20 protein-coding genes are annotated in these 24,378 nt (G+C 72.3%); 10 read left to right on the forward strand and 10 right to left on the reverse strand.

Annotation, left to right across the window (positions count from 1 at the left end):
- Window positions 1-33 precede the first annotated feature (33 nt).
- The gene (locus tag ACIA6T_RS15510; RefSeq protein WP_106979586.1) at window positions 34-186 is read right to left on the reverse strand and encodes a hypothetical protein; all 153 of its coding nucleotides are present in this window, start codon (window positions 184-186) and stop codon (window positions 34-36) included.
- A 221-nt stretch (window positions 187-407) separates the two neighbouring features.
- Here ACIA6T_RS15510 and ACIA6T_RS15515 point away from each other — a divergent pair, with 221 nt between their 5' ends.
- Window positions 408-1,310, forward strand: a complete 903-nt coding sequence (locus ACIA6T_RS15515) for an NYN domain-containing protein (protein ID WP_399447231.1) — start codon at window positions 408-410, stop codon at window positions 1,308-1,310.
- Here the strand turns inward: ACIA6T_RS15515 and ACIA6T_RS15520 are convergent.
- Together ACIA6T_RS15520 and ACIA6T_RS15525 are read right to left on the reverse strand one after the other, a co-directional pair.
- On the reverse strand, window positions 1,307-2,179 hold the full coding sequence (locus ACIA6T_RS15520) for an alpha/beta fold hydrolase (RefSeq protein ID WP_399447021.1): 873 nt from the start codon (window positions 2,177-2,179) through the stop codon (window positions 1,307-1,309). The two genes, ACIA6T_RS15515 and ACIA6T_RS15520, sit on opposite strands and share 4 nt — an antisense overlap.
- A gap of 78 nt (window positions 2,180-2,257) precedes the next feature.
- On the reverse strand, window positions 2,258-4,852 hold the full coding sequence (locus tag ACIA6T_RS15525; protein ID WP_399447022.1) for a DEAD/DEAH box helicase: 2,595 nt from the start codon (window positions 4,850-4,852) through the stop codon (window positions 2,258-2,260).
- Window positions 4,853-5,332: 480 nt separating this feature from the next.
- On the opposite strand from ACIA6T_RS15525, the gene ACIA6T_RS15530 reads away from it, so the two are divergent.
- Window positions 5,333-6,088, forward strand: a complete 756-nt coding sequence (locus ACIA6T_RS15530) for a ferritin-like domain-containing protein (protein ID WP_085572998.1) — start codon at window positions 5,333-5,335, stop codon at window positions 6,086-6,088.
- A gap of 384 nt (window positions 6,089-6,472) precedes the next feature.
- Here ACIA6T_RS15530 and ACIA6T_RS15535 read toward each other — a convergent pair whose 3' ends face one another.
- The 4 genes from ACIA6T_RS15535 to ACIA6T_RS15550 form a co-directional block, all read right to left on the reverse strand.
- Window positions 6,473-6,739, reverse strand: a complete 267-nt coding sequence (locus tag ACIA6T_RS15535; RefSeq protein WP_385056068.1) for a hypothetical protein — start codon at window positions 6,737-6,739, stop codon at window positions 6,473-6,475.
- A 178-nt stretch (window positions 6,740-6,917) separates the two neighbouring features.
- Window positions 6,918-7,145, reverse strand: a complete 228-nt coding sequence (locus tag ACIA6T_RS15540) for a DUF3107 domain-containing protein (protein ID WP_019522837.1) — start codon at window positions 7,143-7,145, stop codon at window positions 6,918-6,920.
- Window positions 7,146-7,298: 153 nt separating this feature from the next.
- On the reverse strand, window positions 7,299-7,943 hold the full coding sequence (locus ACIA6T_RS15545) for a TetR/AcrR family transcriptional regulator (RefSeq protein WP_085574399.1): 645 nt from the start codon (window positions 7,941-7,943) through the stop codon (window positions 7,299-7,301).
- A gap of 199 nt (window positions 7,944-8,142) precedes the next feature.
- Window positions 8,143-8,370: a hypothetical protein gene (locus tag ACIA6T_RS15550; protein ID WP_399447023.1), complete on the reverse strand. Its 228-nt coding sequence runs from the start codon at window positions 8,368-8,370 to the stop codon at window positions 8,143-8,145.
- 250 nt (window positions 8,371-8,620) lie between these two features.
- Between ACIA6T_RS15550 and ACIA6T_RS15555 the strand changes: the two genes are divergently transcribed.
- From ACIA6T_RS15555 to moeZ, 7 genes are all read left to right on the forward strand, one after another.
- On the forward strand, window positions 8,621-9,676 hold the full coding sequence (locus ACIA6T_RS15555) for an alpha/beta fold hydrolase (protein ID WP_399447024.1): 1,056 nt from the start codon (window positions 8,621-8,623) through the stop codon (window positions 9,674-9,676).
- An 8-nt stretch (window positions 9,677-9,684) separates the two neighbouring features.
- On the forward strand, window positions 9,685-11,370 hold the full coding sequence (locus ACIA6T_RS15560) for a DUF3152 domain-containing protein (protein ID WP_399447025.1): 1,686 nt from the start codon (window positions 9,685-9,687) through the stop codon (window positions 11,368-11,370).
- Between the two features lie 172 nt (window positions 11,371-11,542).
- Window positions 11,543-13,219 (forward strand): DUF3492 domain-containing protein, encoded by a 1,677-nt coding sequence (locus ACIA6T_RS15565; RefSeq protein ID WP_399447027.1) that lies wholly within the window; start codon window positions 11,543-11,545, stop codon window positions 13,217-13,219.
- Complete coding sequence (locus ACIA6T_RS15570) at window positions 13,216-14,340, forward strand: hypothetical protein (RefSeq protein WP_399447028.1); 1,125 nt, start codon at window positions 13,216-13,218, stop codon at window positions 14,338-14,340. The genes ACIA6T_RS15565 and ACIA6T_RS15570 overlap by 4 nt, the downstream gene beginning before the upstream one ends.
- Window positions 14,341-14,750: 410 nt before the next feature.
- The gene (locus tag ACIA6T_RS15575) at window positions 14,751-15,770 is read left to right on the forward strand and encodes an NAD-dependent epimerase/dehydratase (protein ID WP_399447029.1); all 1,020 of its coding nucleotides are present in this window, start codon (window positions 14,751-14,753) and stop codon (window positions 15,768-15,770) included.
- Window positions 15,758-16,513: a spherulation-specific family 4 protein gene (locus ACIA6T_RS15580; protein WP_399447030.1), complete on the forward strand. Its 756-nt coding sequence runs from the start codon at window positions 15,758-15,760 to the stop codon at window positions 16,511-16,513. Before ACIA6T_RS15575 ends, ACIA6T_RS15580 begins: the two co-directional genes overlap by 13 nt.
- Window positions 16,514-16,576: 63 nt before the next feature.
- Window positions 16,577-17,755 (forward strand): adenylyltransferase/sulfurtransferase MoeZ, encoded by a 1,179-nt coding sequence (moeZ, locus tag ACIA6T_RS15585; RefSeq protein WP_030835051.1) that lies wholly within the window; start codon window positions 16,577-16,579, stop codon window positions 17,753-17,755.
- Between the two features lie 71 nt (window positions 17,756-17,826).
- On the opposite strand, the gene ACIA6T_RS15590 is transcribed toward moeZ, so the two are convergent.
- From ACIA6T_RS15590 to ACIA6T_RS15600, 3 genes are all read right to left on the reverse strand, one after another.
- On the reverse strand, window positions 17,827-19,329 hold the full coding sequence (locus ACIA6T_RS15590; RefSeq protein ID WP_399447031.1) for an alpha/beta hydrolase: 1,503 nt from the start codon (window positions 19,327-19,329) through the stop codon (window positions 17,827-17,829).
- A 138-nt stretch (window positions 19,330-19,467) separates the two neighbouring features.
- Entirely contained in the window at window positions 19,468-21,018 is a 1,551-nt protein-coding gene (locus ACIA6T_RS15595; protein ID WP_399447032.1) for an alpha/beta hydrolase, read from the reverse strand.
- A 69-nt stretch (window positions 21,019-21,087) separates the two neighbouring features.
- Window positions 21,088-23,763: a lysylphosphatidylglycerol synthase domain-containing protein gene (locus ACIA6T_RS15600; RefSeq protein ID WP_399447033.1), complete on the reverse strand. Its 2,676-nt coding sequence runs from the start codon at window positions 23,761-23,763 to the stop codon at window positions 21,088-21,090.
- A gap of 185 nt (window positions 23,764-23,948) precedes the next feature.
- Between ACIA6T_RS15600 and ACIA6T_RS15605 the strand changes: the two genes are divergently transcribed.
- Window positions 23,949-24,335: an MGMT family protein gene (locus tag ACIA6T_RS15605; protein ID WP_399447034.1), complete on the forward strand. Its 387-nt coding sequence runs from the start codon at window positions 23,949-23,951 to the stop codon at window positions 24,333-24,335.
- Window positions 24,336-24,378 lie beyond the last annotated feature (43 nt).

Raw genomic sequence — 24,378 nt, forward strand, 5'->3', positions numbered from 1 at the left:
GGCCCGTGCGGCCGGTCTCCCGCGTGCTGCGCGTTATGAGGCCGGGGTGTCGGCCGGGCGGATCCACAGGCGCTGCCCGATGGCGGCGGCCTGCTGAACGATGCGGTTGACGGAGGCGGCGTCCACGACGGTGGTGTCCACGGGCGTGCCGTCGACGTCGTCGAGTCGCATGATTTCGAAGCGCAAGGGGCTTCTCCCTTCGTCTGGTCATCCTCCTGGAGGAGAACTACTCGGTGGGGCGGCGCACGGGCCGGTCGAGCCCGTGTTCCATGAAGGGTTCAACGGGATGCGTGATGCAAACATTCCCTACGCTAAAGAAATTTTTCGATCGACTAAATACTGACCGGTAAGGGTTTCGAAGGAGACCGACCGGGACCGGTTGTGTTCGTAGCGTGACCACCGGGACAATGGAGGCGATGAACGAAGACCTCGCGGCTCTGCACGCCCGTATCGACCGCACCAACGAGCTGCTCCAGCGCATGCTCGCCGAGGTGGCGAAGACGCCCTCCACCCACGCCATCTTCGTCGACGCGGGCTACCTGTACGCCGCCGCGGGGCGGCTCGTGGCCGGGACGGAGGACCGCCGGGCCTTCGACCTCGACGCCGAGGGGCTCATCGACGCGCTCATCGACCGCGCCCGCACCATCTTCGCGGACAGCAGGCTGCTGCGGGTCTACTGGTACGACGGGGCCAGACGCCGCATCCACACCGCCGAGCAGCAGTCCATCGCCGAACTCCCGGACGTCAAGGTCCGCCTCGGCAACCTCAACGCCAACAACCAGCAGAAGGGCGTCGACTCCCTGATCCGCAGCGACCTGGAGTCACTGGCCCGGCACCGCGCCATCAGCGACGCGGCCCTGCTCGGCGGCGACGAGGACCTCGTCTCGGCGGTCGAGGCGGCCCAGGGGTACGGCGCCCGGGTCCACCTCTGGGGCATCGAGGCGCCCGAGGGCCGCAACCAGGCCGAGCCGCTGCTCTGGGAGGTCGACAGCCAGCGCACGCTCGACCTGGACTTCTTCAAGCCGTACGTCTCCCGGCGCACGGCACCGGCGTACGAACCCGCGACGGGCCGGCCCGCCCGCGAGGACGTCCGGTTCGTCGGCGCGCAGATCGCCGCGAAGTGGCTGGCCGCACGGGGCCACGACACACTGGTGGAGCTGCTCCCCGGCCACCCCTACCTGCCCGGATCCGTCGACCAGGATCTGCTGGTGGAGGCGGAGGGGCTGCTGCAGTACTCCCTGCGCGGCCAGGCGGACCTGCGGCGCGCCCTGCGCGACGGGTTCTGGGACCACTTGCAGGCGCAGTACTAAGGGGTGGCCGCGAGCCCGTCCCAGAAGTCGGCGAGGGCGCGGGCGGTCGGTGCGGGACGGTCGGCGGCGGGTGAGTGCTCGGCCCCGTCGACGACGGTGCGGTGCGCCCTGAGACGGAGGGCCATCTCGTCGAGGTCCGGCACCGGCCAGGTGTCGTCGCGCGCCCCCGACAGGACATGGAACGGCAGCGGGACGGCGGCCAGTTCCGCGACCCGGTCCGGTTCGGCACACAACTGGCGGCCGACGGCGAGCAGTTGTGCGGGCTTGGTGTGCAACCAGCGGCTGCGCAGGTGCTCCTGACCGACGGGCCCGCGCGCCGGACCGCCCACCTCCTCGGGCGGTCCCATGGCCAGGATCGCCTCCCAGCACTCCGCCATCGACATCACCGCGAGCGCGTCCCGCAGCAGCTTCACACGCTGCTCCTGGGAGACGGAGATCCGCGCGGGGCCGGAGGAGACGAGCGTGAGCGAGCGGAAGGGGGAGCGGTCGAGGAGGACGGCGGCGCGGGCGATCTGACCGCCGAACGAGTGTCCGACGAGGTGCACGGGCGCACCGACCGCGCTCGCCTGCGCGAGGACGTCCCGCGCCAACTCGTCCTGCGCGTAAGCGGATTCGTCGTCCGCAGGCCCGTCCGACTCGTACTGACCCCGCCCGTCCACGGCGACGGTGCGGTAGCCGCGCGCGGCGAGCGGTTCGTGCACCAGCGCGAAGTCCTCCTTGCTGCCGGTGTATCCGGGCAGCAGCAACGCGACCCCCCGCACCGTGACCCCGGCGGCCGGCGGCACGTCCACGACGGCGAACTCCCCGCGTGGGGTGCGGAGTCGGCGGGCGCGGGCGCGGGCGCGGGCGGAGGGGGAGTGGCTGGTCACGGGGGTGAGGGTAGCGGGTGGCGGACACGCCGACGGCCCGGCCCCACGGATGTGGGACCGGGCCGTCGGTTCGTCGCGTCAGCCTTCCGCGGACTCCGCGGCTGCTGCCGTCTTGCGGGTCCGCCGGACCTTGGGCTTCGCCTCGTCGGTGGCCTGCGCCGGAATCTCGGCGACCTTGCGGGTACGACGCCGGGGCGTGGCCTCGGTGTCCTCGGCGACGGCCTCGGTCTTCTTGGCCGCGGCCTTCCGCGTACGGCGCGGCTTGGCCTCCGCCGCCTCGGCCTCCGGAACCGCCTGCGCCGGAATCTCGACGGCGACGGCCGGCTCCGACTCGGCGACCTTACGGGTCCGACGACGCGGCTTGGCCTCGACGGCTTCGGCGGTGTCGACGGCGGCTTCGGCCTTGGCCGCGGTCTTGCGGGTGCGGCGGGGCTTGGTCTCGGTCGCCTCGGCCTGTTCGGTGCTGCCTTCGGCGGTGTCGAGCGCAGGCTCGGTCTTCTTGGCCGTGGCCTTGCGGGTGCGGCGGGGCTTGGCTTCCTCGACCGGCTCGGCGCCACTTTCGACCGTGTCGACCACGGTCTCGGCCTGCTTGGCCGCGGTCTTGCGGGTGCGGCGGGGCTTGGTCTCGGTCGCCTCGGCCTGTTCGGTGCTGCCTTCGGCGGTGTCGAGCGCAGGCTCGGTCTTCTTGGCCGTGGCCTTGCGGGTGCGGCGGGGCTTGGCTTCCTCGACCGGCTCGGCGCCACTTTCGACCGTGTCGACCACGGTCTCGGCCTGCTTGGCCGCGGTCTTGCGGGTGCGGCGGGGCTTGGTCTCGGTCGCCTCGGCCTGCTCGGTGCTGTCTTCGGCGGTGTCGACCGCGGCCTCGGCCTTGGCCGCCGTCTTGCGCGTGCGGCGCGGCTTGGCCTCCGCCGCCTCGACCGGCTCGGTGGTCGCCTCCGCCGTGTCCACCGCTGCGGTCTCCGCGGTCTTGCGGGTGCGGCGGCGGCGCGGTTCGGTGACCGGAGTCTCGGGCTCCACGACGACCGGGGCTTCCGTGACGACCGGGGCCGCCACGGCTGCCGTGGTCTCCTCGGCCACCGGGGTCACGACGGCCGTCGCCGTGTCCGCCGCGCCTCGGCGCGTCCGGCGGCGGCGCGGCTTCGCGGGAGCCGTGGCGGCCTCCGCCACCGTGCCCTCCGCCGTGTCGACGGCGGACTCCGCCGCCTCCACCGCGGTCGCCGCCCCGGCCGTGACTCCGCCGCGTGTACGGCGACGGCGGCGCGGGGTGCGGGCGGCCGTGTCGGCCTCCGCCTCGCCGGCGCCTTCGGCGGCCGGGCCCACGGGCCGCTGCGCGGCCTCGTCCAGCGCCGCACCGCTCCGCGTGCGGCGGCGGCGGCGCGGCGTACGGGTCGAGGTCTCGCGCTCGGCGGAACGGGAGCCGTCGCGCCCGTCCCTGCCACCGCGCCCGTCCCGGTCACCGCGCCCGCGCGGTCCACGCCCGCCCGGCTCGCCCAGGTCCTCCAGCTCCTCCGCGTCCAGCCCGGCGCGCGTACGCTCCGAGCGCGGCAGGACGCCCTTGGTGCCCTCGGGGATGCCGAGGTCCGAGAACAGGTGCGGGGAGGTGGAGTACGTCTCCGGCGGGTCGCCGAAGCCCAGGTCCAGCGCCTTGTTGATCAGTTGCCAGCGCGGGATGTCGTCCCAGTCGACCAGCGTGATCGCCGTACCCTTCGCCCCCGCGCGGCCGGTGCGGCCGATGCGGTGCAGGTACGTCTTCTCGTCCTCGGGGGACTGGTAGTTGATGACGTGCGTCACGCCCTCGACGTCGATGCCGCGGGCGGCGACGTCGGTGCAGACGAGCACGTCCACCTTGCCGTTGCGGAACGCGCGCAGCGCCTGCTCACGGGCGCCCTGGCCGAGGTCGCCGTGGACCGCGCCGGAGGCGAAGCCGCGCTGCTTGAGCTGGTCGGCGAGATCGGCGGCGGTGCGCTTGGTGCGGCAGAAGACCATGACCAGGCCCCGGCCGTCGGCCTGCAGTATCCGCGCGACCATCTCGGGCTTGTCCATGTTGTGCGCGCGGTAGACGAACTGCGTGGTGTTCGCGACCGTCGCGCCCTCGTCGTCCGGAGACGTGGCGTTGATGTGCGTCGGCTGCGACATGTAGCGCCGGGCCAGACCGATCACCGCGCCCGGCATGGTGGCCGAGAACAGCATGGTCTGGCGCTTGGCCGGAAGGAAGTTGATGATCTTCTCGACGTCGGGCAGGAAGCCGAGGTCGAGCATCTCGTCGGCCTCGTCGAGGACGAGGGCCTTCACGTGCTTGAGGTCGAGCTTCTTCTGCCCGGCGAGGTCGAGCAGCCGGCCCGGGGTGCCGACGACCACGTCGACGCCCTCCTTCAGCGCCTCGACCTGCGGCTCGTAGGCCCGGCCGCCGTAGATCGCGGTGACGCGCACATTGCGCACCTTGCCGGCGGTGAGCAGGTCGTTGGTGACCTGCGTGCACAGCTCGCGCGTGGGGACGACGATCAGCGCCTGCGGCGCGTCGGTGAGGTCCTCGGGCTTCGCGCGGCCGGCCTCGACATCCGCGGGGACGGTGACGCGCTCGAGGAGCGGAAGGCCGAAGCCGAGCGTCTTTCCGGTGCCGGTCTTGGCCTGGCCGATGACGTCCGTGCCCGACAGGGCCACGGGGAGCGTCATCTCCTGGATGGGGAAGGGGGTGATGATGCCGACGGCCTCCAGGGCCTCGGCGGTCTCGGGAAGGATTCCGAGCTCTCGGAACGTCGTAGTCAGGGTGCTGCCTCTTCTGTGTGCGCGGTGCGAGGCGAGCGCGGGGGTCGTGTCGGGACCGTGCCGGGGACGTCGGCTGCCTTACGGGCGATGCCGTAGGGCACGGGACCACTGCCGACGCTCGAGCGCTCGTACCGCTGAGGGTCCCCCTCCGGAATCCGCACGCAGTGTGGCGTACGGCAAGGAGGGCTGTCGGGTCGGAGCCGATCGGGCCTCCGACCGGGCATCCTCATACATGCGGCCTGTCGAGTACGTCAGAGTGCTCAGCAGGCGCATTACCACCATACCCCGGATTCGCGCACACGCCATGGCCGATTTGGCCACGTAGTCGTCGTCACACTGATTGAGCGGGTCCTTCCGGGACGTGGCAAGCGGGCTATTGTGCGCTTCATGACGAGCTCTGACAAGCCTGACAACGCCGCGGACACCCCCGACACCTCCGCCGGACCCACCGGCGTCGCCGCCATGGACTGGGCGGCCGCCTCCGCCGACCCCCAGTACCGGGCCGCCGTCGTGGATCTGCTCGGCGCGCTCGCGTACGGCGAGCTGGCGGCGTTCGAGCGGCTCGCGGAGGACGCCAAGCTGGCGCCCACGCTGGCGGACAAGGCGGAGCTGGCGAAGATGGCGTCGGCCGAGTTCCACCACTTCGAGCGGCTGCGCGACCGGCTCGCCGGGATCGGCGAGGAACCGACGCTCGCGATGGAGCCGTTCGTCGCCGCGTACGACGGTTTCCACAAGCAGACGGCGCCCTCCGACTGGCTGGAGGGGCTGGTCAAGGCGTACGTCGGCGACTCCATCGCCAGCGACTTCTACCGCGAGGTCGCGGCCCGCCTGGACTCCGACACCCGCGCCCTGGTGCTGGCCGTGCTCGACGACACCGGCCACGGCGGCTTCGCCGTCGAGAAGGTGCGCGCCGCGATCGACGCGGACCCGCGCGTGGGCGGACGGCTCGCGCTGTGGGCGCGGCGGCTGATGGGCGAGGCGCTGTCGCAGTCCCAGCGGGTGGTCGCCGACCGGGACGCGCTGTCGACCATGCTCGTGGGCGGCGTCGCGGACGGCTTCGACCTCGCCGAGGTCGGCAAGATGTTCTCCCGCATCACCGAGGCCCACACCAAGCGGATGGCGGCACTGGGACTGGCGGCGTAGGCCTGGCCCTGAAGGGACGCGGGGCTGCGCCGACATGCGGCTCCGCCGCGCGGGCGAGAAGTAGGGCTGACCCCCTGGGGACGCGGGGCTGCGCCGACATGCGGCTCCGCCGCGCGGGCGCAAGGGGGTCTGGGGGCGGAGCCCCCAGGGACGGGAAGGGAAGGGGCGGCGGGGGCGAGAGAACGTTCAGCCGCCCGGGCAACGCGGGACGTGGAACCACGGGGACGCTCCTGCGGCACCACGGTCGAGCCGATCAGGTTCCGGTGCCGTGTGCCGCAAGACGGAGGAGGGCGCCGGGGCCTGCGGGCCCGGGCAGCGTCCGGACGCCGCCTCGGGGCGCCGCCCCGGACCGGTTCACCCCCCGGCGCCGCCACCGGCGACCGCTCACGCGGTCGCCGACCGGCGCAGTCTTCCCGCCGGCCGCAGCAGCAGCGACAGCGACGCCACGGACACGATCACCGCCCCGAGCAGCACCGTCAGCAGGCTGCCGGCGTCCAGCGCGGTGTGCATGAGGAAGGCGCCGAACAGCGCCCCGGCCACACCGGTCGGCAGGACCAGGGCGCGGGCGGGAAGACGATGCGGCAGGCGGCGGACGGCCACCCACGCCAGAGCCAGGCCGAGGATCGCGGAGCTGAGCGCTTCCAAGAGCATGTCGGGGTCCCTCCCACATGGCCGGCCTGCTCACATCGGTCGTAGCCCGGTTTACCCCTGACCTGCGGAACCCAATCCTCCCTTGTGGGGGACCTGTGCGCCGTCCGTGAACACGCGAAGGGCCCGGCGGTCTCGTACCGCCGGGCCCTTCACACGACCATTCGACTGCCGGTCGCGCCTACAGCGCGCCGAAGCCCACCTTGCGCGGGGCCGGCTCGCCGATCTCGACGTAGGCGAGACGGTCGGCCGGGACCAGGATCTTGCGGCCGTGCTCGTCCACGAGGCTCAGCAGCTGCGACTTCCCGGCCAGCGCCTCGGCCACCACGCGCTCGACCTCCTCGGCGCTCTGACCGCTCTCCAGAACGATCTCGCGGGGCGCGTGCTGCACGCCGATCTTGACCTCCACGGCTATGTCCCTCCGACGGTCAGTGAAGTGCGCGACCTTCCGCGCCGTACCAGCACACATTAGCCCGGTGAGGGGACGTACACGCTGCGCCCGGCAACGCCAGGAGCGAACAGCCGACGGGAACAAACGGCCGCCGGTGTCCGCCCGCCTTCCTCAGTGGTGCTGTTCGTTGCCGTGCAGCGGGAATCCCGCGATGCCCCGCCAGGCCAGCGAGGCCAGCAGCTGCACCGCCTGGTCGCGCGGCACGCTGCGGTCACTGTGCAGCCAGGACCGCGCCACCACCTGGGCGAGACCGCCGAGCCCCGAGGCGAGCAGCATCGACTCCGCCCGCGACAGCCCGGTGTCCTCGGCGATCACGTCGCAGATCGCCTCCGCGCACTCGTTGGTCACCTTGTCGACGCGCTCGCGCACGGCGGGCTCGTTCGTCAGGTCCGACTCGAAGACCAGGCGGAACGCGCCGCCGTCGTCCTCGACGTACGTGAAGTAGGCGTCCATGGTCGCCCGTACGCGCTGCTTGTTGTCCGACGTCGACGCCAGCGCGTGCCGCACCGACTGGATCAGGGCCTCGCAGTGCTGGTCCAGCAGGGCGAGGTACAGATCCAGCTTGCCCGGGAAGTGCTGGTAGAGCACCGGCTTGCTGACGCCCGCGCGCTCGGCGATGTCGTCCATCGCGGCCGCGTGATAGCCCTGCGCGACGAAGACTTCCTGGGCGGCGCCCAGCAGCTGGTTCCGTCGGGCACGGCGTGGCAGGCGTGTACCCCTCGGGCGTACCGCGTCTGTCTGCTCGATGGCTGTCACGCCGCCTCCCATTGTCGTCCACGTGCGGTGTGAGCCGCGCCGCCATCGTACTTTTCGGTAACCGTGGTGTGCGCGGTGAGAGCGCAGAATTTCACGGACCGGACGGCGGTGAAAGCCATACGGACGGTTTCAAAAGCTGTCAGAGCGGGCAAGAAGTTTCCTCCTCACTGCTCGACGACGGTTCTCGTCGGTGCGCTCGTCACCGGTAGTCGTCCTCGTCGAGGGAGACGATCCTGGCCTGTTCCATCAGGTCCGCCTCGTTGGCGCGGTCGGGATCGACGCCGGTCATCGGGTCGTCGCGGTCCGGCTTCACCTCCGCGTGCTGCTCGGCCGCGTCGACCTCGGGCGCCTCGACGTCGAACTCCTCGCCCTCATGGGCGTCCTCGTCCTCCACGAACGTCTCGGGGTCGGTCGGATCTACGGCCATGCCGGGCTCCCTTCCTGCGAACATCTGCTGCGAACGCCCCCGAGAACTGCGGGGGCCCATATGCGGGTGCCCTTCTTACGAGCCTAGGAGACACCCGATCCGGACGCCATGCGATCCGCGACCGGGGCGTGACAGGGAGCGCACGGCAGGCTCCGCCCCTTGCGGCGGTGCGGAGCCCTCTTGTGCCCTTGTGGCGGCTTGTGACGGCGAACACATGAGCCAGTACGTGATCGTCTCGTAACATTGCCGCATGTCTTCGACCGAGCTGCCGTCCGTGCCGCCCGCAAACGTGCTTCCCGAGGTGGCGGCGGTCAGGGTCGCGGAGGGCGAGCGGCTCAGGTCGGTGGAGCTGCCCGGGATCACCCTGTCGGTACGGTCCCGGCCGCCCGCGCGGAAGGGGCTGCCCCCCGCCCTCCACGTCCACGGACTGGGTGGTTCCTCGCTGAACTGGTCGGCGCTCATGCCGCTGCTGGACGACGTCGTCGACAGCGAGGCCGTCGACCTGCCGGGCTTCGGCGACTCCCCACCGCCGGACGACGGCGACTACTCCATCAGCGCGCACGCACGCGCGGTGATCCGTTATCTCGACGCGACCGGCCGCGGCCCGGTGCACCTCTTCGGCAACTCGCTCGGCGGCGCGGTCTCGACCCGTGTCGCCGCCGTACGCCCCGACCTCGTCCGCACCCTCACGCTCGTGTCACCGGCCCTGCCGGAACTGCGGGTGCAGCGCACCGCCGTCCCCACGGGACTGCTGGCGGTGCCCGGCATCGCACCGCTGTTCACCCGGATCACCCGCGAGTGGACGGCGGAACAGCGCGTCCGGGGCGTGCTGCGGCTCTGCTACGGCGACCCCGCGCGGGTGTCGCCGGAAGGGTTCCGCAACGCCGTACAGGAGATGGAGCGGCGGCTGCGGCTGCCGTACTTCTGGGACGCGATGGCACGCTCCGCGCGGGGGCTCGTCAACGCGTACACGCTGGGCGGCCAGCACGGACTGTGGCGCCAGGCCGAGCGGGTGCTCGCGCCGACCCTGCTCGTCTACGGCGGCCGGGACCAGCTCGTCGGCTTCCGCATGGCCCAGCGGTCGGCGCGCGCCTTCCGGGACTGCCGGCTGGTGACGATCCCGGACGCGGGGCACGTCGCGATGATGGAATACCCCGGGACGGTGGCCCTCGCCTTCCGCGAACTCCTCGCGGATACAACGGATTCGGCGGATCAGGGGGATACTGATGAGCCGGACGCGCAGGGCGCTCCGGGCTCACCCGCCGACACCGGTGGGGAGACCACCACCGAGAACATGAGGGGCTGAGGCGCGACGTGGGACGCCACAGCCGCCGCGGACCCGCCCCGAAGGGCGACACCGCGGACAAGAGCGCCGTACGGGAAGACCGTTCGGCGCCTGGCGATTCGTCAGGATCCGGACAGGCGGGCAGACCGCGGCAGACGAACGGCCCGGCCCCGCGCCGGACGCCCGCGCCTCCGCCGCAGCAGGGCCCGACCCGGGGTTACGGGACTCCTCCGACGTACGGAACGGCGGGAGCGGGATACGGAACACAGGCCGGCGGAGCACCACGCTTCCCGGACGGGACACCCGCGCACGGTGTCCCGCGTTTCCCGGACGGCACGCCTACGCACGGCGTCCCGCGTTTCCCGGACGGGACTCCCGCGCACGGTGTCCCGCGCCTGCCGGACGGATGGCTCCCGGACGGCGCGCCCGCGCAGGGCGGCGTCCCGAGTCTGCCGGACGGAACCCCGGCGCACGGCTTTCCCCGGCTGCCCGACGGGACTCCCGCGCGCGGGGTTTCCCGGCTTCCCGACGGAACCCCCGCCCATGGCGTCCACCAGGCCCGTGGTGGGCATCCGGAGCAGCGGGAGCCCGGGGGTGGCTGGGGGGCGTCGGACGGTCGTACGGCGGCCGGAGCCGGGTACGGCGTGCCGGCGGGGCCGGGCGCGCCCCTCCCGCGGCAGCGGCAGGCGCCTCCCGGAGGACCGCGCCAGGACTACCTCGACGCCTTCGGTGCGGCCACCGACCGCTTCTCCCCGCGCCCGTCCGCCTCCGCGCCCCGCCCGCCGGGCCCCGCGGACCCCTACGCCGCCGTCACCGACTGGAGCGCCGCCCCGGCCACCGGCATCCCCGCCGGTCCCGAAGGCCATGACGACGACGCGCCGCCGACCGGGCAGCCCACGCCGGCCAAGGGTGGCAAGGGGCGGACGTTCACCGGTATCGCGGCCGCCGCCGTCACGACCGTGCTGGCCGTCGTCGTGGCCGGGCAGGTCGCCGACGAACGCGACAGCACCGGCGGCGTACAGACGCAGGCCACCGGTGAGCAGGCGCGCGACGTCCGGGATTCCGCCTCGCGCGGGGACGACCGGGAGACGCCCTCCGTACCCAGCGCCGAACCGCTGACGTACGAGCAGAAGATGGACAAGAAGTACCCGCTGAGCGCCGCGCGCGGAGGCACGGGGAAGTTCGACGCGGTCCCCGGCATCGACGAGGCTCCGGGCAAGGGGCAGAAGGTCACCTACCGCGTCGACGTGGAGCAGGGACTCGGCCTCGACGGCGAACTCTTCGCCGAGGCGGTCCAGAAGACGCTCAACGACAACCGCAGCTGGGCGCACAACGGCGCGCGCACCTTCGAGCGCGTCCACTCCGGCGAGGTCGATTTCGTGATCACCCTCGCCGGTCCCGACACGACCGCGGACTGGTGCGCCAAGTCCGGCCTGGACACCACCGTGGACAACGTCTCCTGCGACTCGGCGGCCACCCAGCGCGTGATGATCAACGCGGACCGCTGGGCGCAGGGAGCGGACACCTATGGCGACAAGATCCACGCCTACCGTCAGATGCTGATCAACCACGAGGTCGGCCACCGCCTGGGCTTCAACCACGTCACCTGTGACAAGGACGGCGACCTGGCCCCGGTGATGCAGCAGCAGACCAAGTTCCTCGACCACGACGGAATCAGCTGCCGCCCGAACGCATGGCCGTACCCGAAGAGCTGATCGCCTAGCGCGGCCGAACGCGCCCCGCACGGGAAAGTTACGCCCGTTCACCCCTTCTGGTGGCGTGATGGACAACCGTCCATCACGCCACCTCCTTGTCCGCATACGTTCGTCCCGCTACGAGCCGCCGGACCAACGGCGGCTCCCCATACGGGAGATCGGGGGTGCACACGTGCGCATCGGACTACTTACGGAGGGTGGTTATCCGTACGTGGGCGGTGAGGGCGGACTCTGGTGCGACCGCTTGGTGCGCGGACTCGACCGGCACGAGTTCGACGTCTACGCGTTCAGCAGCGGCGAAGCCCAGGAGGACGCGGGCTGGGTCCCGCTGCCGCCCCAGGTCGGCCGGGTCCGCACCGCACCGCTGTGGGCGGCCGAGGACGACGGGGTGGTGCATGGCCGCCGCGCACGCCGGCGCTTCTCGGAGCACTACGGCGAACTGGCCGCCGCCCTCTGCGCCGCGACGGACCCCACCGCCCCCGACCCGGGCCCCGCGACACCCGAGGCGGACCGTTTCGCCACCGCGCTCCGGGGCCTCGCCGAACTCGCCCGCGACGAAGGCGGTCTGGTGGCCGCACTCCGCTCCGAGACAGCCGTACGCGCCCTGGAGCGCGCCTGTCGCGCGCCCGGCGCCCTACGGACGGCGCGTGAGGCCCGCGTACCCGATCTGCTGGCCGTCGCCGCCCACCTGGAGCGCGCCCTGCGCCCCCTCTCGCTCGACTGGTACGAGGAGGACGGGCTGGGCGCGGTGGACCTGTGCCACGCCGCCGCCGGCGGAGTGACGGCCCTTCCCGGTCTGCTCGCCCACCACTTCTTCGGCGTCCCCCTCCTCGTCACCGAGTACGGCGTACGCCTGCGGACGCACTACCTCACCCGCCCGGACGCCTCACCCGCGGTCCGCTCCCTGCTCGCCGCCTTCCACGGCAGGCTCGCCGCCGAGACCTACCGCCGGGCCGCGTTCATCACACCGGGCAACACGCATGCCCGCCGCTGGCAGGAGCGCTGCGGCGCCGACCGGGCGAAGCTCCGCACGGTGTACCCCGGCATGGACGCCGCGCCCTTCGCGGAGGCGGGGGAGTCCCCGGAGAGCGCGGACCCGCACACCCTCGTCTGGGTCGGCCGGGTGGAGCCCGCGAAGGACCTGGTCTCGCTGCTGCACGCCTTCGCGGAGATCCGCAAGGAGGAGCCGAAGACCCGGCTGCGGGTCATCGGCGCCCCGGCGGACCCGGAGGGCGCCGCCTACCTCGGCCACTGCGAGGCACTGGCCGCGCGGCTCTTCCCGGACGAGGCCGAGGGCCCGCACTCCGTGGGCGCCGACCCGGTGTCCTTCGAACGGATCGGCGGCCCGGAGCTGCCCACCCCCGCCGACGCGTACGCCTCGGGCGCCGTGACCGTCCTCTCCAGCGTCGTCGAGGGCTTCCCGGCCGGCCTCGTCGAGGCGATGCTCTGCGGGCGCGCGACGGTCTCCACGGACGTCGGCGCGGTCGTGGAGGCCATCGGCGGCACCGGTCTCGTCGTACCGCCGCGCAATCCGCGGGCGCTCGCCGAGGCGTGCGTCTCCCTGCTGCGCGACCCCGAGCGCCGCGTACGCCTCGGCGCCGCCGCGCGCGCCCGCGCACTCGAGCTGTTCACCGTCGACCAGAACATCTCCGCCTTCCACGGCATCTACCTGGAGATCGTCGCGCGCACACCGGTCCACCGCCCCCTCCTCGACGGCACCGGCGCCCCCCTGCCGTTCGCCACCCCCGCCGAGGCCCACGTCCCCGGCCACTGGACCGACCCCGCCCCCCGCGCCGTCCCCGCGTGGGCCATGGACGCCCCGGTACCCGCGACGGAGACAGCCCGATGACCGACCTCGGTGAACTGAACCGCAGCACTCCGCCCGGCGCGGCCGACCCGGTCAAGGCGTTGCTGCACCGCCACCGCGATCTGTGCGAACAGGCGGTGGACCCCCTGGAGATCGCGGCGGGCCTGGAGGCCCACGGCATCACCGACCGGACCGCCGCCCGCTTCCGCCACCGCGACGTCTTCTCCCTCGCGGAGGAGCTCTACGCCAGGGTCCCCCGCGACGACACACCACCTCGACCCGCCCCGGCCACCACGGGTCCGAGGCCACGCGCCGGCTGGACCGTCCTCACCCTGCTCCCCGGCGCCCTGTGCGTGGCGACGGTGATCGCCCTGCGCCTCACCCACGGTCAGCCCCGCCTCTACGCGGCGGCCACCGGCATCCTGGCCGTCACCCTCGCCCTGCGCGCGGCACTGCGCCGGGGCCCGCTGAGCGCCCGGTCCGACATCCCGCCCCGCTCCGCCACGGCGTCCTGGACCTGCTGGCTCCTCGGCTACGCCCTCCTGGGCGACGGCCTGCTCGGTACGGCGGTCACCGGCGGCCCCGACGGTCCGCCCGACGGCACGGCGGAAGGGGACTGGCCGCTCACCGTCGCCCCGGTCGTGGCGCTCGCCCTGTCCTGCGCGCCCGCCGCCTGGACGGCCCGCCTCTTCGCCGCCCGGGTCCGCCGCAGGCTGGCGTCGAGCCGTGGTCTGGAGGACTTCTCGGCTTCCGTAAGACCCGCACTCATCGGCGTGTTCGTCCTGTTCCTGGGTGCGGTGGCCGTTCTGCTCACTACGACGTCCGCGCTCCTCGACGAGCCCCTCGCCCTGCCCCCGGCACTCGCCCTGGGCGGCCTCCTCTTCCTGGCCCGCCTCCTCACGATCCACGGCTTCACCCACGCGCCGAAGGTGATCCTCACGGTCACGGCGACCACCCAGGCGACGGCCCTGGCCACGCTCTTCGCGGCCCGGCTCCCCGGCTGCGACGCCCTGGCCACCCCGGTCCAGACCCTGACCGCGGCCTGGAACCCCGCCGCCCTCCCCACCCTCACCTGCGGGACAGCGGCACTGACCCTGCTGATCCACGCCTCCCGCAAACTCCCCCGAGCCTCGGCGCACATCAGCCCGGAGCCACGACAGTGACGTCGCGCGCGTTGATGTGGTCCGGGGGCGGGTCGCGTTGCCCGGCGCTTGCGGGGCGCCGTCGCACCCACCCGTGCCGCCCTGGGGGCACCCCCCAGGCCCTTAAGACACTGAGGGAGGCACGACTGCCCGCGGTCCACGCGACGGGCAGCCGCGTACGGCGCGGAGGGGACGGGGCGGGGGTGGCCGCCCGCAGCGGCTGGCGCGTCCGCATCCCGCACCCCCTCCAGCAGGCCGATTCCGCGCCAGTCCGAGGACGGACACCCCCGACGCGGCCCCGCCCCACCCACCGTCCGTAGGCGCCCGCGCCGCAGCAACAACGCACTCGTACTCGTACTCGTACTCACACCCGCACCGACATCTGAAGGAGAACCCCACATGACCACCCCGGACGCCGAAGGAGTCGCCCGATGAGAGTCCTCCTGATCGGAGCCAACGGTTACATCGGCCGCTTCGTGGCCGACCGCCTCCTCGCCGACCCCGCCGTCCAGCTCACCGCCCTCGGCCGCGGCGACGACGCCGACGTCCGCTTCGACCTCGCCACCGGCAGCCCCGGCGCCCTCACCCGCTTCCTCGACGCCGTCCACCCCGGCGTGGTCGTCAACTGCGCCGGCACCACGAGAGGCGGCGCCCGCGAGCTCACCCGGCACAACACCGTCGCCGTGGCCACCGTCTGCGAGGCCCTCCGCCGCAGCGGCTGCGGCGCACGGCTCGTACAGATCGGCTGCGGCTCGGAGTACGGCCCCAGCCAGCCCGGCTCGTCCACGGCGGAGGACGCCGTCCCCCGCCCCGGCGGCCCCTACGGTGTCAGCAAACTCGCCGCCACCGAGCTGGTCCTCGGCTCCGGCCTGGACGCCGTGGTCCTCCGGGTCTTCTCACCCGTCGGCCCCGGCACCCCCGCCGGCTCCCCCCTCGGCCGTCTCGCCGAGGCGATGCGCCGCGCCATGCAGTCCGGCGACAGCGAGCTGAAGCTCGGCGGTCTCGGCGCGCAACGGGACTTCATCGACGTCCGCGACGTGGCCCGCGCCGTCCACGCCGCCTCCCTCTCCGCCGCGCAGGGCGTCATCAACATCGGCTCGGGCCGAGCCGTCCGCCTCCGTGACGCCGCCGGAATCCTCGCCAGGGTGGCCGGCTACGGCGGCGCCCTCAACGAACTGGACACCCCCCCGGGCCCGCACCCACCGCACGTACCCCACCCCGCCCACACATCTCACTCCACCACCCCCGTCCGCACCACGATCGGCCACCCCCGCCCCGACCCCGACCATCACCACATCACCACCCCCGTCGCCTTCCCGTACCCCGACGGCTGCGGCAGCTGGCAGCAGGCCGACGTCCGCACCGCCCGCGACCGCCTCGGCTGGCGCCCCCGGATCAACCTCGAGGAGTCCCTCGCCGACATCTGGATGGAGGCGGCATGCCGTATCTGACCAGCGTCAAAGCCGGTACGGCGAGCACCGACGTCCGTACGGGCTTCGGCGTTCCCGGCCTCGCGCACCCCCTCGTTGCCCCGACCGAGTGGAGCGAACTCACCCGCCCGGGCATCCCTCTGCACTGGGTCGTCCTCGACGTGGCCGACGGCCCCGGCACCCAACCCGACCCGCGGTGCCTGGAAGCGGCCGGCCGTCTCCGCAACGCCGGTGTCCGCGTCCTCGGCCGCCTCGACGCGGCGTACGGCCTCCGTACGTTCGGCGAGGTGCTCTCGGACGCCCACCGCTTCATGGACTGGTACCAGGTCGACGGCTTCCTGCTGGACCGCTGTCCCGCCGACCGAGCCGCACTCCCCGAGGTCCGGCGCACGACCGCCGCACTCCGGGCGCTCCATGACGCCCACATCGTCCTCGGCCACGGCACCCACCCGTATCCGGGATACGCCGAACACGCCGACCAGCTGGTCACCTTCTCCGGCCCGTGGAACGACTACCGCTGGTCGCAGGTGGCGGAGTGGACCGCCGACCACCCGCCCGAACGCTTCTGCCACTTCGTGCACGGAGTGCCCGGCCCGCACCTGGAAGAGGCCCTGCGCATCGCCCGCTGGCAGGGCGCCGCGACGATCTACTTCACGGACCGCACCCACCCCACGGGTCACCGCGCCCGCACCGCCCCCTGGGAGCCCCTGCCCGGCTACTGGGACGACATCGTCTCGCTTATCGGAACGGGTGTCTCGGAATGAAAAAGGCCATGGCACTGTTAGGCGAAGAACAACCGTAGTGATTGACCGACCAACGGAGTCCCCGTGTCGTTGCCACCCCTGGTCGAGCCGGCCCCCGAGCTCACCGTAGACGAGGTCCGCAGGTACTCCCGCCACCTGATCATCCCCGACGTGGGCATGGACGGGCAGAAGCGGCTGAAGAACGCCAAGGTGCTCTTCGTGGGCGCCGGCGGCCTGGGCTCGCCCGGTCTGATGTACATGGCCGCGGCGGGCGTGGGCACGCTCGGCATCGTGGAGTTCGACGAGGTCGACGAGTCGAACCTGCAGCGCCAGATCATCCACAGCCAGTCCGACATCGGCCGCCCCAAGGCCGAATCCGCGCGTGACACGATCAAGGGCATCAACCCGTACGTGAACGTGGTCCTCCACGAGGAGCGGCTCGAGGCCGACAACGTGATGGACCTGTTCAGCCAGTACGACCTGATCGTCGACGGCACGGACAACTTCGCGACCCGCTACCTGGTCAACGACGCCTGCGTGCTGCTGAACAAGCCGTACGTGTGGGGCTCGATCTACCGCTTCGACGGCCAGGCGTCGGTCTTCTGGTCCGAGCACGGCCCCTGCTACCGCTGCCTCTACCCGGAGCCGCCGCCCCCCGGCATGGTCCCCTCCTGCGCCGAGGGCGGCGTCCTGGGCGTGCTGTGCGCGTCCATCGGCTCCATCCAGGCCAACGAGGCGATCAAGCTCCTCGCCGGCATCGGTGAGCCGCTGGTCGGCCGGCTCATGATCTACGACGCCCTGGAGATGCAGTACCGCCAGGTCAAGGTCCGCAAGGACCCCGACTGCGCGATCTGCGGCGACAACCCGACCGTCACCGAGCTCATCGACTACGAGGCCTTCTGCGGCGTCGTCTCCGAGGAGGCCCAGGCGGCGGCGGCCGACTCCACGATCACTCCCAAGCAGCTCAAGGAGTGGATCGACGACGGCGAGAGCATCGAGCTCATCGACGTCCGCGAGCCGAACGAGTTCGAGATCGTGTCCATCCCGGGCGCCCGCCTGATCCCCAAGAACGAGTTCCTCATGGGCAACGCCCTGGAGAGCCTGCCGCAGGACAAGAAGATCGTCTTGAACTGCAAGACGGGTGTCCGCAGTGCGGAAGTCCTCGCCGTCCTGAAGTCCGCGGGCTTCGCCGACGCCGTCCACGTGGGCGGCGGCGTGATCGGCTGGGTCAACCAGATCGAGCCGGAGAAGCCGGTCTACTGACCGGCCCCGGTACGAACGCGAGCCGACGCGGGGGCTCCGGGCACCACGAGTGCGCGGAGCCCCCGTCGTCGTCATGAGCAGGTCTTGCCGTCCTCGGGCACAGTGCCGTCCAGCAGATAGGCGTCCACAGTGGAGTCGACACAGTCGCTCCCGCTGCCGTACGCGCCATGGCCCTCGCCCTTCCAGGTGAGCACCACACCGACGTCCTCGCCCAGCTCGTCCGCCATCTTCCGGGCACCCTCGTACGGTGTAGCCGGGTCGCCGGTGTTGCCCACGACCAGGACCGGCGCCGCGCCCGGCGCGCTCACCTCCGGGGTGTCGAACTGGCCGGGAACCGGCCAGTCGTGGCACCAGCCGGCCGTGTCCCAGCCGAGGAAGGACCCGAACACGGGCGAGAGCTCCTCGAACTCGGGCAGCAGCTCCTTCGCCTCCTCCAGGGTCGGCCGCTGCTCGTCGTCCAGGCACGATATGACCCGCTGGGAGTGGGTCGTCGTGCCGTAGCTCCCCGAGGGGTCGCGTTCGTTGTAGTTGTCGGCCAGCGCCAGCAGCTCCGTGCCGTCGCCCTCCTCGGCCGCCTCCAGCGCGCTGGTCAGCACCGGCCAGCTGGTCTTGCTGTACAGCGGCAGGATGATGCCGGTCAGTGCCAGCGTCTGCGTCAGCTCGCGCCCGGACGACGACGTCGGCAGCGGGTCGGAGTCGATCCGCTCCAGCAGCTCCGCGATCTCCCGCGAACCCTCTTCGGGGTCCCGCCCGGTGGACTTCAGGTAGTTGTCGAGGGCCGTCTGGAAGCCCCGGGTCTGGTTCTTGGCGTGGCCCACGGTGTCGGCGCTGGGGTCGACCACCGCGTCGAGCGTCATCCGTCCCACCTTCTTCGGGAACAGATGGGCGTAGACACCGCCCAGCTCGGTGCCGTAGGAGATGCCGAAGTAGTTCAGCCGGTCGTCGCCGAGGGCCTGCCGGATGCGGTCCATGTCGCGAGCGGTGTCGGTGGTCGAGACGTGGGCCATCAGTTTCCCGGCGGCGTCCTGACAGCCCTTGCCGAAGTCGGTGGCGTCCTGGAGGAACGTCCGCTCCTCGACCGGTGTGTCCGGGGTGCCGTCCACCGACGACTCGGCGGCCTGGATGCTCTTGTCGTCGCGGCAGCGGACGCCCTCGCTGGCGGCGACCCCGCGCGGATCGAAGCTCACCAGGTCGTACCGCTCGCGCAGCTCGGAGGCCGTGGTGGCGTAGGACGGCATCATCGACACGCCGGACCCGCCCGGCCCGCCGAAGTTGAACAGCAGTGAGCCCAGGCGGTCGTCGCCCGTGGCCTCGGCCCGGATCAGCGCGAGCCCGATCGTGGAGCCGTCCGGCTTCGACCAGTCCAGCGGCACCCTGAGGGTGGCGCACTGCCACTCCTCGTCCGGTGCGGGGGCGTCCTCGGAGGCCTGGCAGCGCCCCCAGTCGAGCGCCGTCCCGCCGCTCTCGCCGTCGTCATTGCCGGAGTCGCCGTCCGACGAGCCGCCGCCGCTGCAGCCTGCCGTCAGCAGCGCGGTGGCGACCGCCAGGGCCGTCCACCGTGTGAAACGGGTCATGTGCCACTTCCCCCCTCGCTGGCCGTCCGCACCGTGCCGCGGATGGCGGTCAGGCCATGGTAGGCAGATCCTCCGCTCACCGGGGCAGCCTGTGGATAACGCTTTGACCTGCGGATATGTAGTGAACCGTAGCCTCGTTCACGAGCAGACGGTCCCGGACGCCGGCACTTTTCCGTCCAGGAGATAGCTGTGCACCACGTCCTGTACGCACGCGTTCTCGCTGTTGTAGGCCCCGTGCCCCTGCCCCTTGTACGTCAGCTCCACACCCACGCCCTCACCGAGCGCCCGCACCATCCTGCGAGCTCCCTCGTACGGGGTGGCCGGGTCGCCGGTGTTGCCGATCACCAGGATCGGAGCCGCGCCGGGGGCGTGGACATCAGGATGCCCGGCGGCCCCGGGCACCGCCCAGTCGGTGCAGCCGACCATTCCCCACGCCAGGTACTCCCCGAACAGCGGGGACGCGGCCCGGAACCCGGGCAGCCGGCGCTCCACGTCCTCAGGGGTGTAGCGGGGTTCGTCGTCGGCGCAGTTGATGGCCACGTTGGCCGGGACGAGGTTGCTGTACTCGCCGTTCTCGGCACGTCCGTTCATCGAGTCGGAGAGCACCATCAGAATCGTCCCGTCACCGTCGTACGCCTGCTCGAGGCCGTCGGTGAGGAACTTCCAGAAGTCCTGGGAGTACAGGGCCTGCACGATCCCGTTGGTCGCGGCGGTCTGGGTCAGTTCGCGGGGGAAGACGCCGGGGACGGGCGTGCGGTCGAGGTCCTTCAGCAGCTTGGCGATACGGTCCTTCACGTCCTGCGCGCTGTCGCCGACGGGGCACTGCTCGGTCCCCGAGACGCAGTCCTCGGCGTAGTTGTCGAGTGCGAGCTGGAACCCCCGCGCCTGTGCGAGCGAGCCCTGTTCCGCGGTCTCCGTGGGGTCGACGACCGCGTCGAACACCGCGCGGCCCACCTTCTTCGGGAACAGGTGGGCGTAGACGCCGCCGAGTTCGGTGCCGTAGGAGATGCCGAAGTAGTGCAGTTTCTCGTCACCGAGGACCTGGCGCAGCAGGTCCAGGTCACGGGCGGCGTCCGTGGTGCGCACATGTGGCAGCACCCGTTCGGAGTTCTTCTCGCAGGCCGCGTTGAACTTCTCGGTTCCGTCCAGGAGTTCCGTGCGCTCGGCGCTGTCGTCGGGGGTGGCGTCCTGCTGGAGGTACGCGTCGAGTCGCTGGTCGTCCAGGCAGGTCACGGGCGCGCTGCGGCCGACCCCGCGGGGATCGAAGCTCACCAGGTCGTAGCGGGTGCGCAGGGTCGCGTAGTCCTCGCCGAACGCGGGCAGGGCGGTGACGCCGGAGCCGCCCGGGCCGCCGAAGTTGAAGACCAGCGAGCCGATGCGTTCATTCGCCGCGCCGCTCGACCTGGCCCGGATCAGCGCGATGCCGATGGTGTCGCCCTCGGGATCGTCCCAGTCCAGCGGCACCTTCATGGTGGCGCAGCTCCACTCGCCCCGGCCGCCGGGCAGGGGCGACGGGGCGGGGCCCCCGCCCTGCGCCTCGGACGGAGCCGGGCAGTCCTTCCAGCCGAGCCGCTGCTCCGTCAGGTCCTCGGCCTTGTCGTCGTCCTCACCGCAGCCCGCCAGCAGCACGGGCAGCAGTACGGCGCAGACGGTCAGGGCGGCGGCACACGGACGGAAGGGGCGGGGCATGGTCCCATCCTGCGGTTGCCCGGAGCGGGACGCGCGGGACACGGGCCGTACGAGGTAAGGGGCCCTCGCTCACAAGGCCGCCTTGCGGGTGAGGTGGTTGAAGGCCAGCCAGCCCGGCAGTACCGGCAGCCAGAGCGTCAGGAGCCGGAAGAGCAGTACCGCCGGCGCGGCGACCTCCTTGGGGAGCCCGACCGCGATGAGGCCGACCGTGAGGGTCGCCTCGACCGCCCCGACACCGCCCGGTGTCGGGGCCGCCGACCCCAGCGCGTTGCCGGCGAGGAAGACGACGGCGACACTGGCGATGCTGACCGAGGTCGTCTCGTCGCCGAACGCCCGGATCGAGGCGTCCAGGCACATCACGAAGCAGGCCGTCAGCAGCAGCATGCCGCCGATGCCGGTGATCAGCTTCTGCGGCCGCTGCAGCACGTCGAGCATGCGCGGCACGACACCCGCGAAGAGCGACCGCACGCGCGTGACGACGAATTTCCGCAGGAACGGCACCGAGGTCACCACGAGCACCAGCACCGCCACCGTCAGCAGGCCCCCGATCACCGTGCGGGACGGCGAGAGGGAGGGCGTCTTCTCGGTTCCGGTGAGGTAGCCGAAGGCCAGCAGCATCAGGATGTGACAGCCGAGCCCGAAGAGCTGCGACGCGCCGACGCTCGCCACCGCGAGCCCCGGCCGTACCCCCGCGCGCTGGAGGAACCGCGTGTTCAGGGCGACCCCGCCCACCGCGGCCGGGGCGACGATCTTCACGAACGATCCGGCGACCTGTGCCGCCACGGTCCGCACGAACGGCACCCGCTCGGGTACGAACCCGAGGAGGGCCATGGCCGCCGCGACGTAACTGGCCGCCGAGAACAGCACCGCCGCGACCACCCAGCCCCACTCCGCGTTCTCGATCAGCGGGCCGAACTCGATGTGGGTGAGCTGTGTCAGCAGGAAGTACGCGCCGATCGCACCGGCGATGAAACTGATCAGGGTCCGCGGCCGGACCCGTTCCAGGCGGGCCGGTTCCACCGGGGCCTGCGGCCTGATCCGCAGCACCTCGTGCCGGATCTGGGTGAGCAGGTCCTCCTCGCGAGCCTCCTCCATGGCTTCGTCGACGGCCCGCTTCTCGGCCCGCTGTTCCGCGCGGACGGCCTTCTTGTCGGGCTTGTCGAGCACGACCTGGTGGGCGCCGTGCTCCGCGCGGGCCGGCTTGGACTGCCGGTAGGCCTCCAGGACCGCCTCACGTTCGCGTTGCGCCCGTTCCCGGGCCAGCTGCCGCAGCGTCCCGCGCGTGGAGCGGCTCAGCGCGATGGGCTGGAGCATCGGCAGGCAGTCCGCCACGGTGTCGGGGCCGAGGACGCTCAGCGCGGAGACCACCGCGCGTTCGGCGCCCACCCTGAGACCCAGGGTCACCAGCAGCTGGGAGGTGTCCATGCGCAGCAGCAGATCACCGGCCGCGATCTCGCCGCCGCGCAGATCGGTGAGGATCACCGTGCCGGAACGATCCACCAGGATGGCGTCGCCCACCAGCCGGCGGTGCGCGATACGGCGGGACTGCAGGGCCCGTACCTGGTGCCAGGTGTCGCGCAGCAGTTCGTCGGTGATCTCCTCGTCCGGCAGCGAGTCGAGGGTGCGCCCGCCGCTGTGCTCGTAGACGAGCATCACCGCGTCGGGGCCGAGTTCGGAGGTGGCGATCAGCTTGGGGGCGTTGGCGCCGGCCGCGATGGCCGCGTAGGCCAGCAGCGCCTCCTGCTCCAGTGCCTGGCGCAGCGACTGCAGGCTGCTGCGGGTGGCGAAGCCGCGCAGGGCCAGATTGCGCCACGCGCGGTAGAAGAATCCCTGCGCCTGCTGCTCACGGTCGACCACGGTGACGTCCAGCGGCGGACCGTCCTCCAGGGTGACGAAGTACCGGCGTCCCCGGTCCCCGGCCTCGGAGGCGTCGCCGGACTCCACCCGGGACGCGGTCACGGGGCGGAAGCCGACGGTGCGCAGGCCCGCCATCAGGGTGCGGCCGGTGGGGCGCACATTGGGCGAACCGACCGCGTAGAGGGTGCCGTAGGCGACGGTCCAGCCGATCAGGACCGTCAGGATGATCGAGAACGGTGTGGTGTACCCGGTGACGAGCATCGAGAAGGCGTCGAGGAGCAGCACCACCCACAGCACCGCGCGCCACCGGGGTCTGCGGGACATCCCGACGGCCGTCATGTACGCGATCACCGGGGCCAGATAGCCGTGCACCGGGTCGGTCAGGGCGTGGATGTCGCCGGGGGAGGGCTGGGTGAGCGCCTCCTGGATCGAGTCCGGAGCGGCACGCGCGACCCACAGGTCGGTGGCGAGTGTCACACCGTGCGCGAGGACGGCGGCGAGCACGCCGTCGGCGATCCGCAGCCCGTCCCGTTTGATCAGCCGCTCGATGGCGAAGGCCACCGGCACCAGGAGGATCGCGATGCTGGAGGCCAGGCCCGCGATCTTGATGAGCAGGTCGGGCGCCTGCCCGGTGCCCTTGTTGATGTCCTGTTCCAGGCCCGAGGTGGTGCCGTGGGCGAACGCGGCGATCGCCAGCAGCACCACGACGGCGAGCACGCCCGCCAGGAGCCGCATGAGGTCGGACGGGCGGTGCACCCGCGCGGGGAGCAGCGGTTCGTCGCCCTCCACCTCGTCGATGTGCGCCGTCTCGGGGGCCGCGGTGTCCGGGCGCGACGAGGCGTCAGGGGTGCCCTCCGTGTCCTCCGGGTGCGCGCCCTGCTGCTTCATCGTCTCTTCTCGATCTTGTATCACCAGTCACCGCCCGCACGATGGTGGCATGCCGTACCGGCACAAGGGGGCATCAGGGTCAGAACGCGGGCCGCACAGTCTGCCCGAAGCGCCGCTCCGGGGCGAGCCGTGCGCACGCGCGCGAGCGCGTCACGTTGTCGGTGGGGTGGGGCAGGATGGGCAGGATGAGCCAGGAGAGCCTTCCGTCCGACGGCGGCCCGGAGCACCCGGACGCCCTGCCCGAGTACGCCGAGCGGGTCCTCGAGGTGGCCGAGCTGGTCCCGCCGGGACGTGTGATGACGTACGGGGACGTGGCCGAGTGGCTGGGGGAGGGCGGTCCCCGGCAGGTCGGACGTGTGATGGCCCTGTACGGGGGAGCGGTGCCGTGGTGGCGTGTCGTCCGCGCGGACGGCGTGCTGCTGCCGGGCCACGAGCTGAGAGCCCTCGGCCACTACCGCGCGGAGGGCACGCCCCTGAGGGAGGCGGGCCGGGCCGCGGAGGGCCATGTGCCGCGCCTCGACATGAGGCGCGCGCGGTGGGACGGCGGCGGGTACACCGAAGGTCACACCTGACAGCTTCCGCCCTCGCGCACGCCGCCGTGTGACCTCTGCTCCC

The organism is Streptomyces sp. NPDC051740, from assembly GCF_044453165.1.
GTDB classification, from domain to species: Bacteria; Actinomycetota; Actinomycetes; order Streptomycetales; family Streptomycetaceae; genus Streptomyces; species Streptomyces atrovirens.

Coding starts and splice junctions, on each gene's coding strand:
- ACIA6T_RS15515 (WP_399447231.1), top strand. CDS start 408: ATGGAGGCGATGAACGAAGACCTCGCGGCTCTGCACGCCCGTATCGAC.
- ACIA6T_RS15525 (WP_399447022.1), bottom strand. CDS start 4,852: ATGACGCTCCCCGTGGCCCTGTCGGGCACGGACGTCATCGGCCAGGCC.
- ACIA6T_RS15530 (WP_085572998.1), top strand. CDS start 5,333: ATGACGAGCTCTGACAAGCCTGACAACGCCGCGGACACCCCCGACACC.
- ACIA6T_RS15535 (WP_385056068.1), bottom strand. CDS start 6,739: ATGCTCTTGGAAGCGCTCAGCTCCGCGATCCTCGGCCTGGCTCTGGCG.
- ACIA6T_RS15550 (WP_399447023.1), bottom strand. CDS start 8,370: ATGGCCGTAGATCCGACCGACCCCGAGACGTTCGTGGAGGACGAGGAC.
- ACIA6T_RS15555 (WP_399447024.1), top strand. CDS start 8,621: ATGTCTTCGACCGAGCTGCCGTCCGTGCCGCCCGCAAACGTGCTTCCC.
- ACIA6T_RS15570 (WP_399447028.1), top strand. CDS start 13,216: ATGACCGACCTCGGTGAACTGAACCGCAGCACTCCGCCCGGCGCGGCC.
- ACIA6T_RS15575 (WP_399447029.1), top strand. CDS start 14,751: ATGAGAGTCCTCCTGATCGGAGCCAACGGTTACATCGGCCGCTTCGTG.
- ACIA6T_RS15580 (WP_399447030.1), top strand. CDS start 15,758: ATGCCGTATCTGACCAGCGTCAAAGCCGGTACGGCGAGCACCGACGTC.
- ACIA6T_RS15590 (WP_399447031.1), bottom strand. CDS start 19,329: ATGACCCGTTTCACACGGTGGACGGCCCTGGCGGTCGCCACCGCGCTG.
- ACIA6T_RS15595 (WP_399447032.1), bottom strand. CDS start 21,018: ATGCCCCGCCCCTTCCGTCCGTGTGCCGCCGCCCTGACCGTCTGCGCC.
- ACIA6T_RS15600 (WP_399447033.1), bottom strand. CDS start 23,763: ATGAAGCAGCAGGGCGCGCACCCGGAGGACACGGAGGGCACCCCTGAC.
- ACIA6T_RS15605 (WP_399447034.1), top strand. CDS start 23,949: ATGAGCCAGGAGAGCCTTCCGTCCGACGGCGGCCCGGAGCACCCGGAC.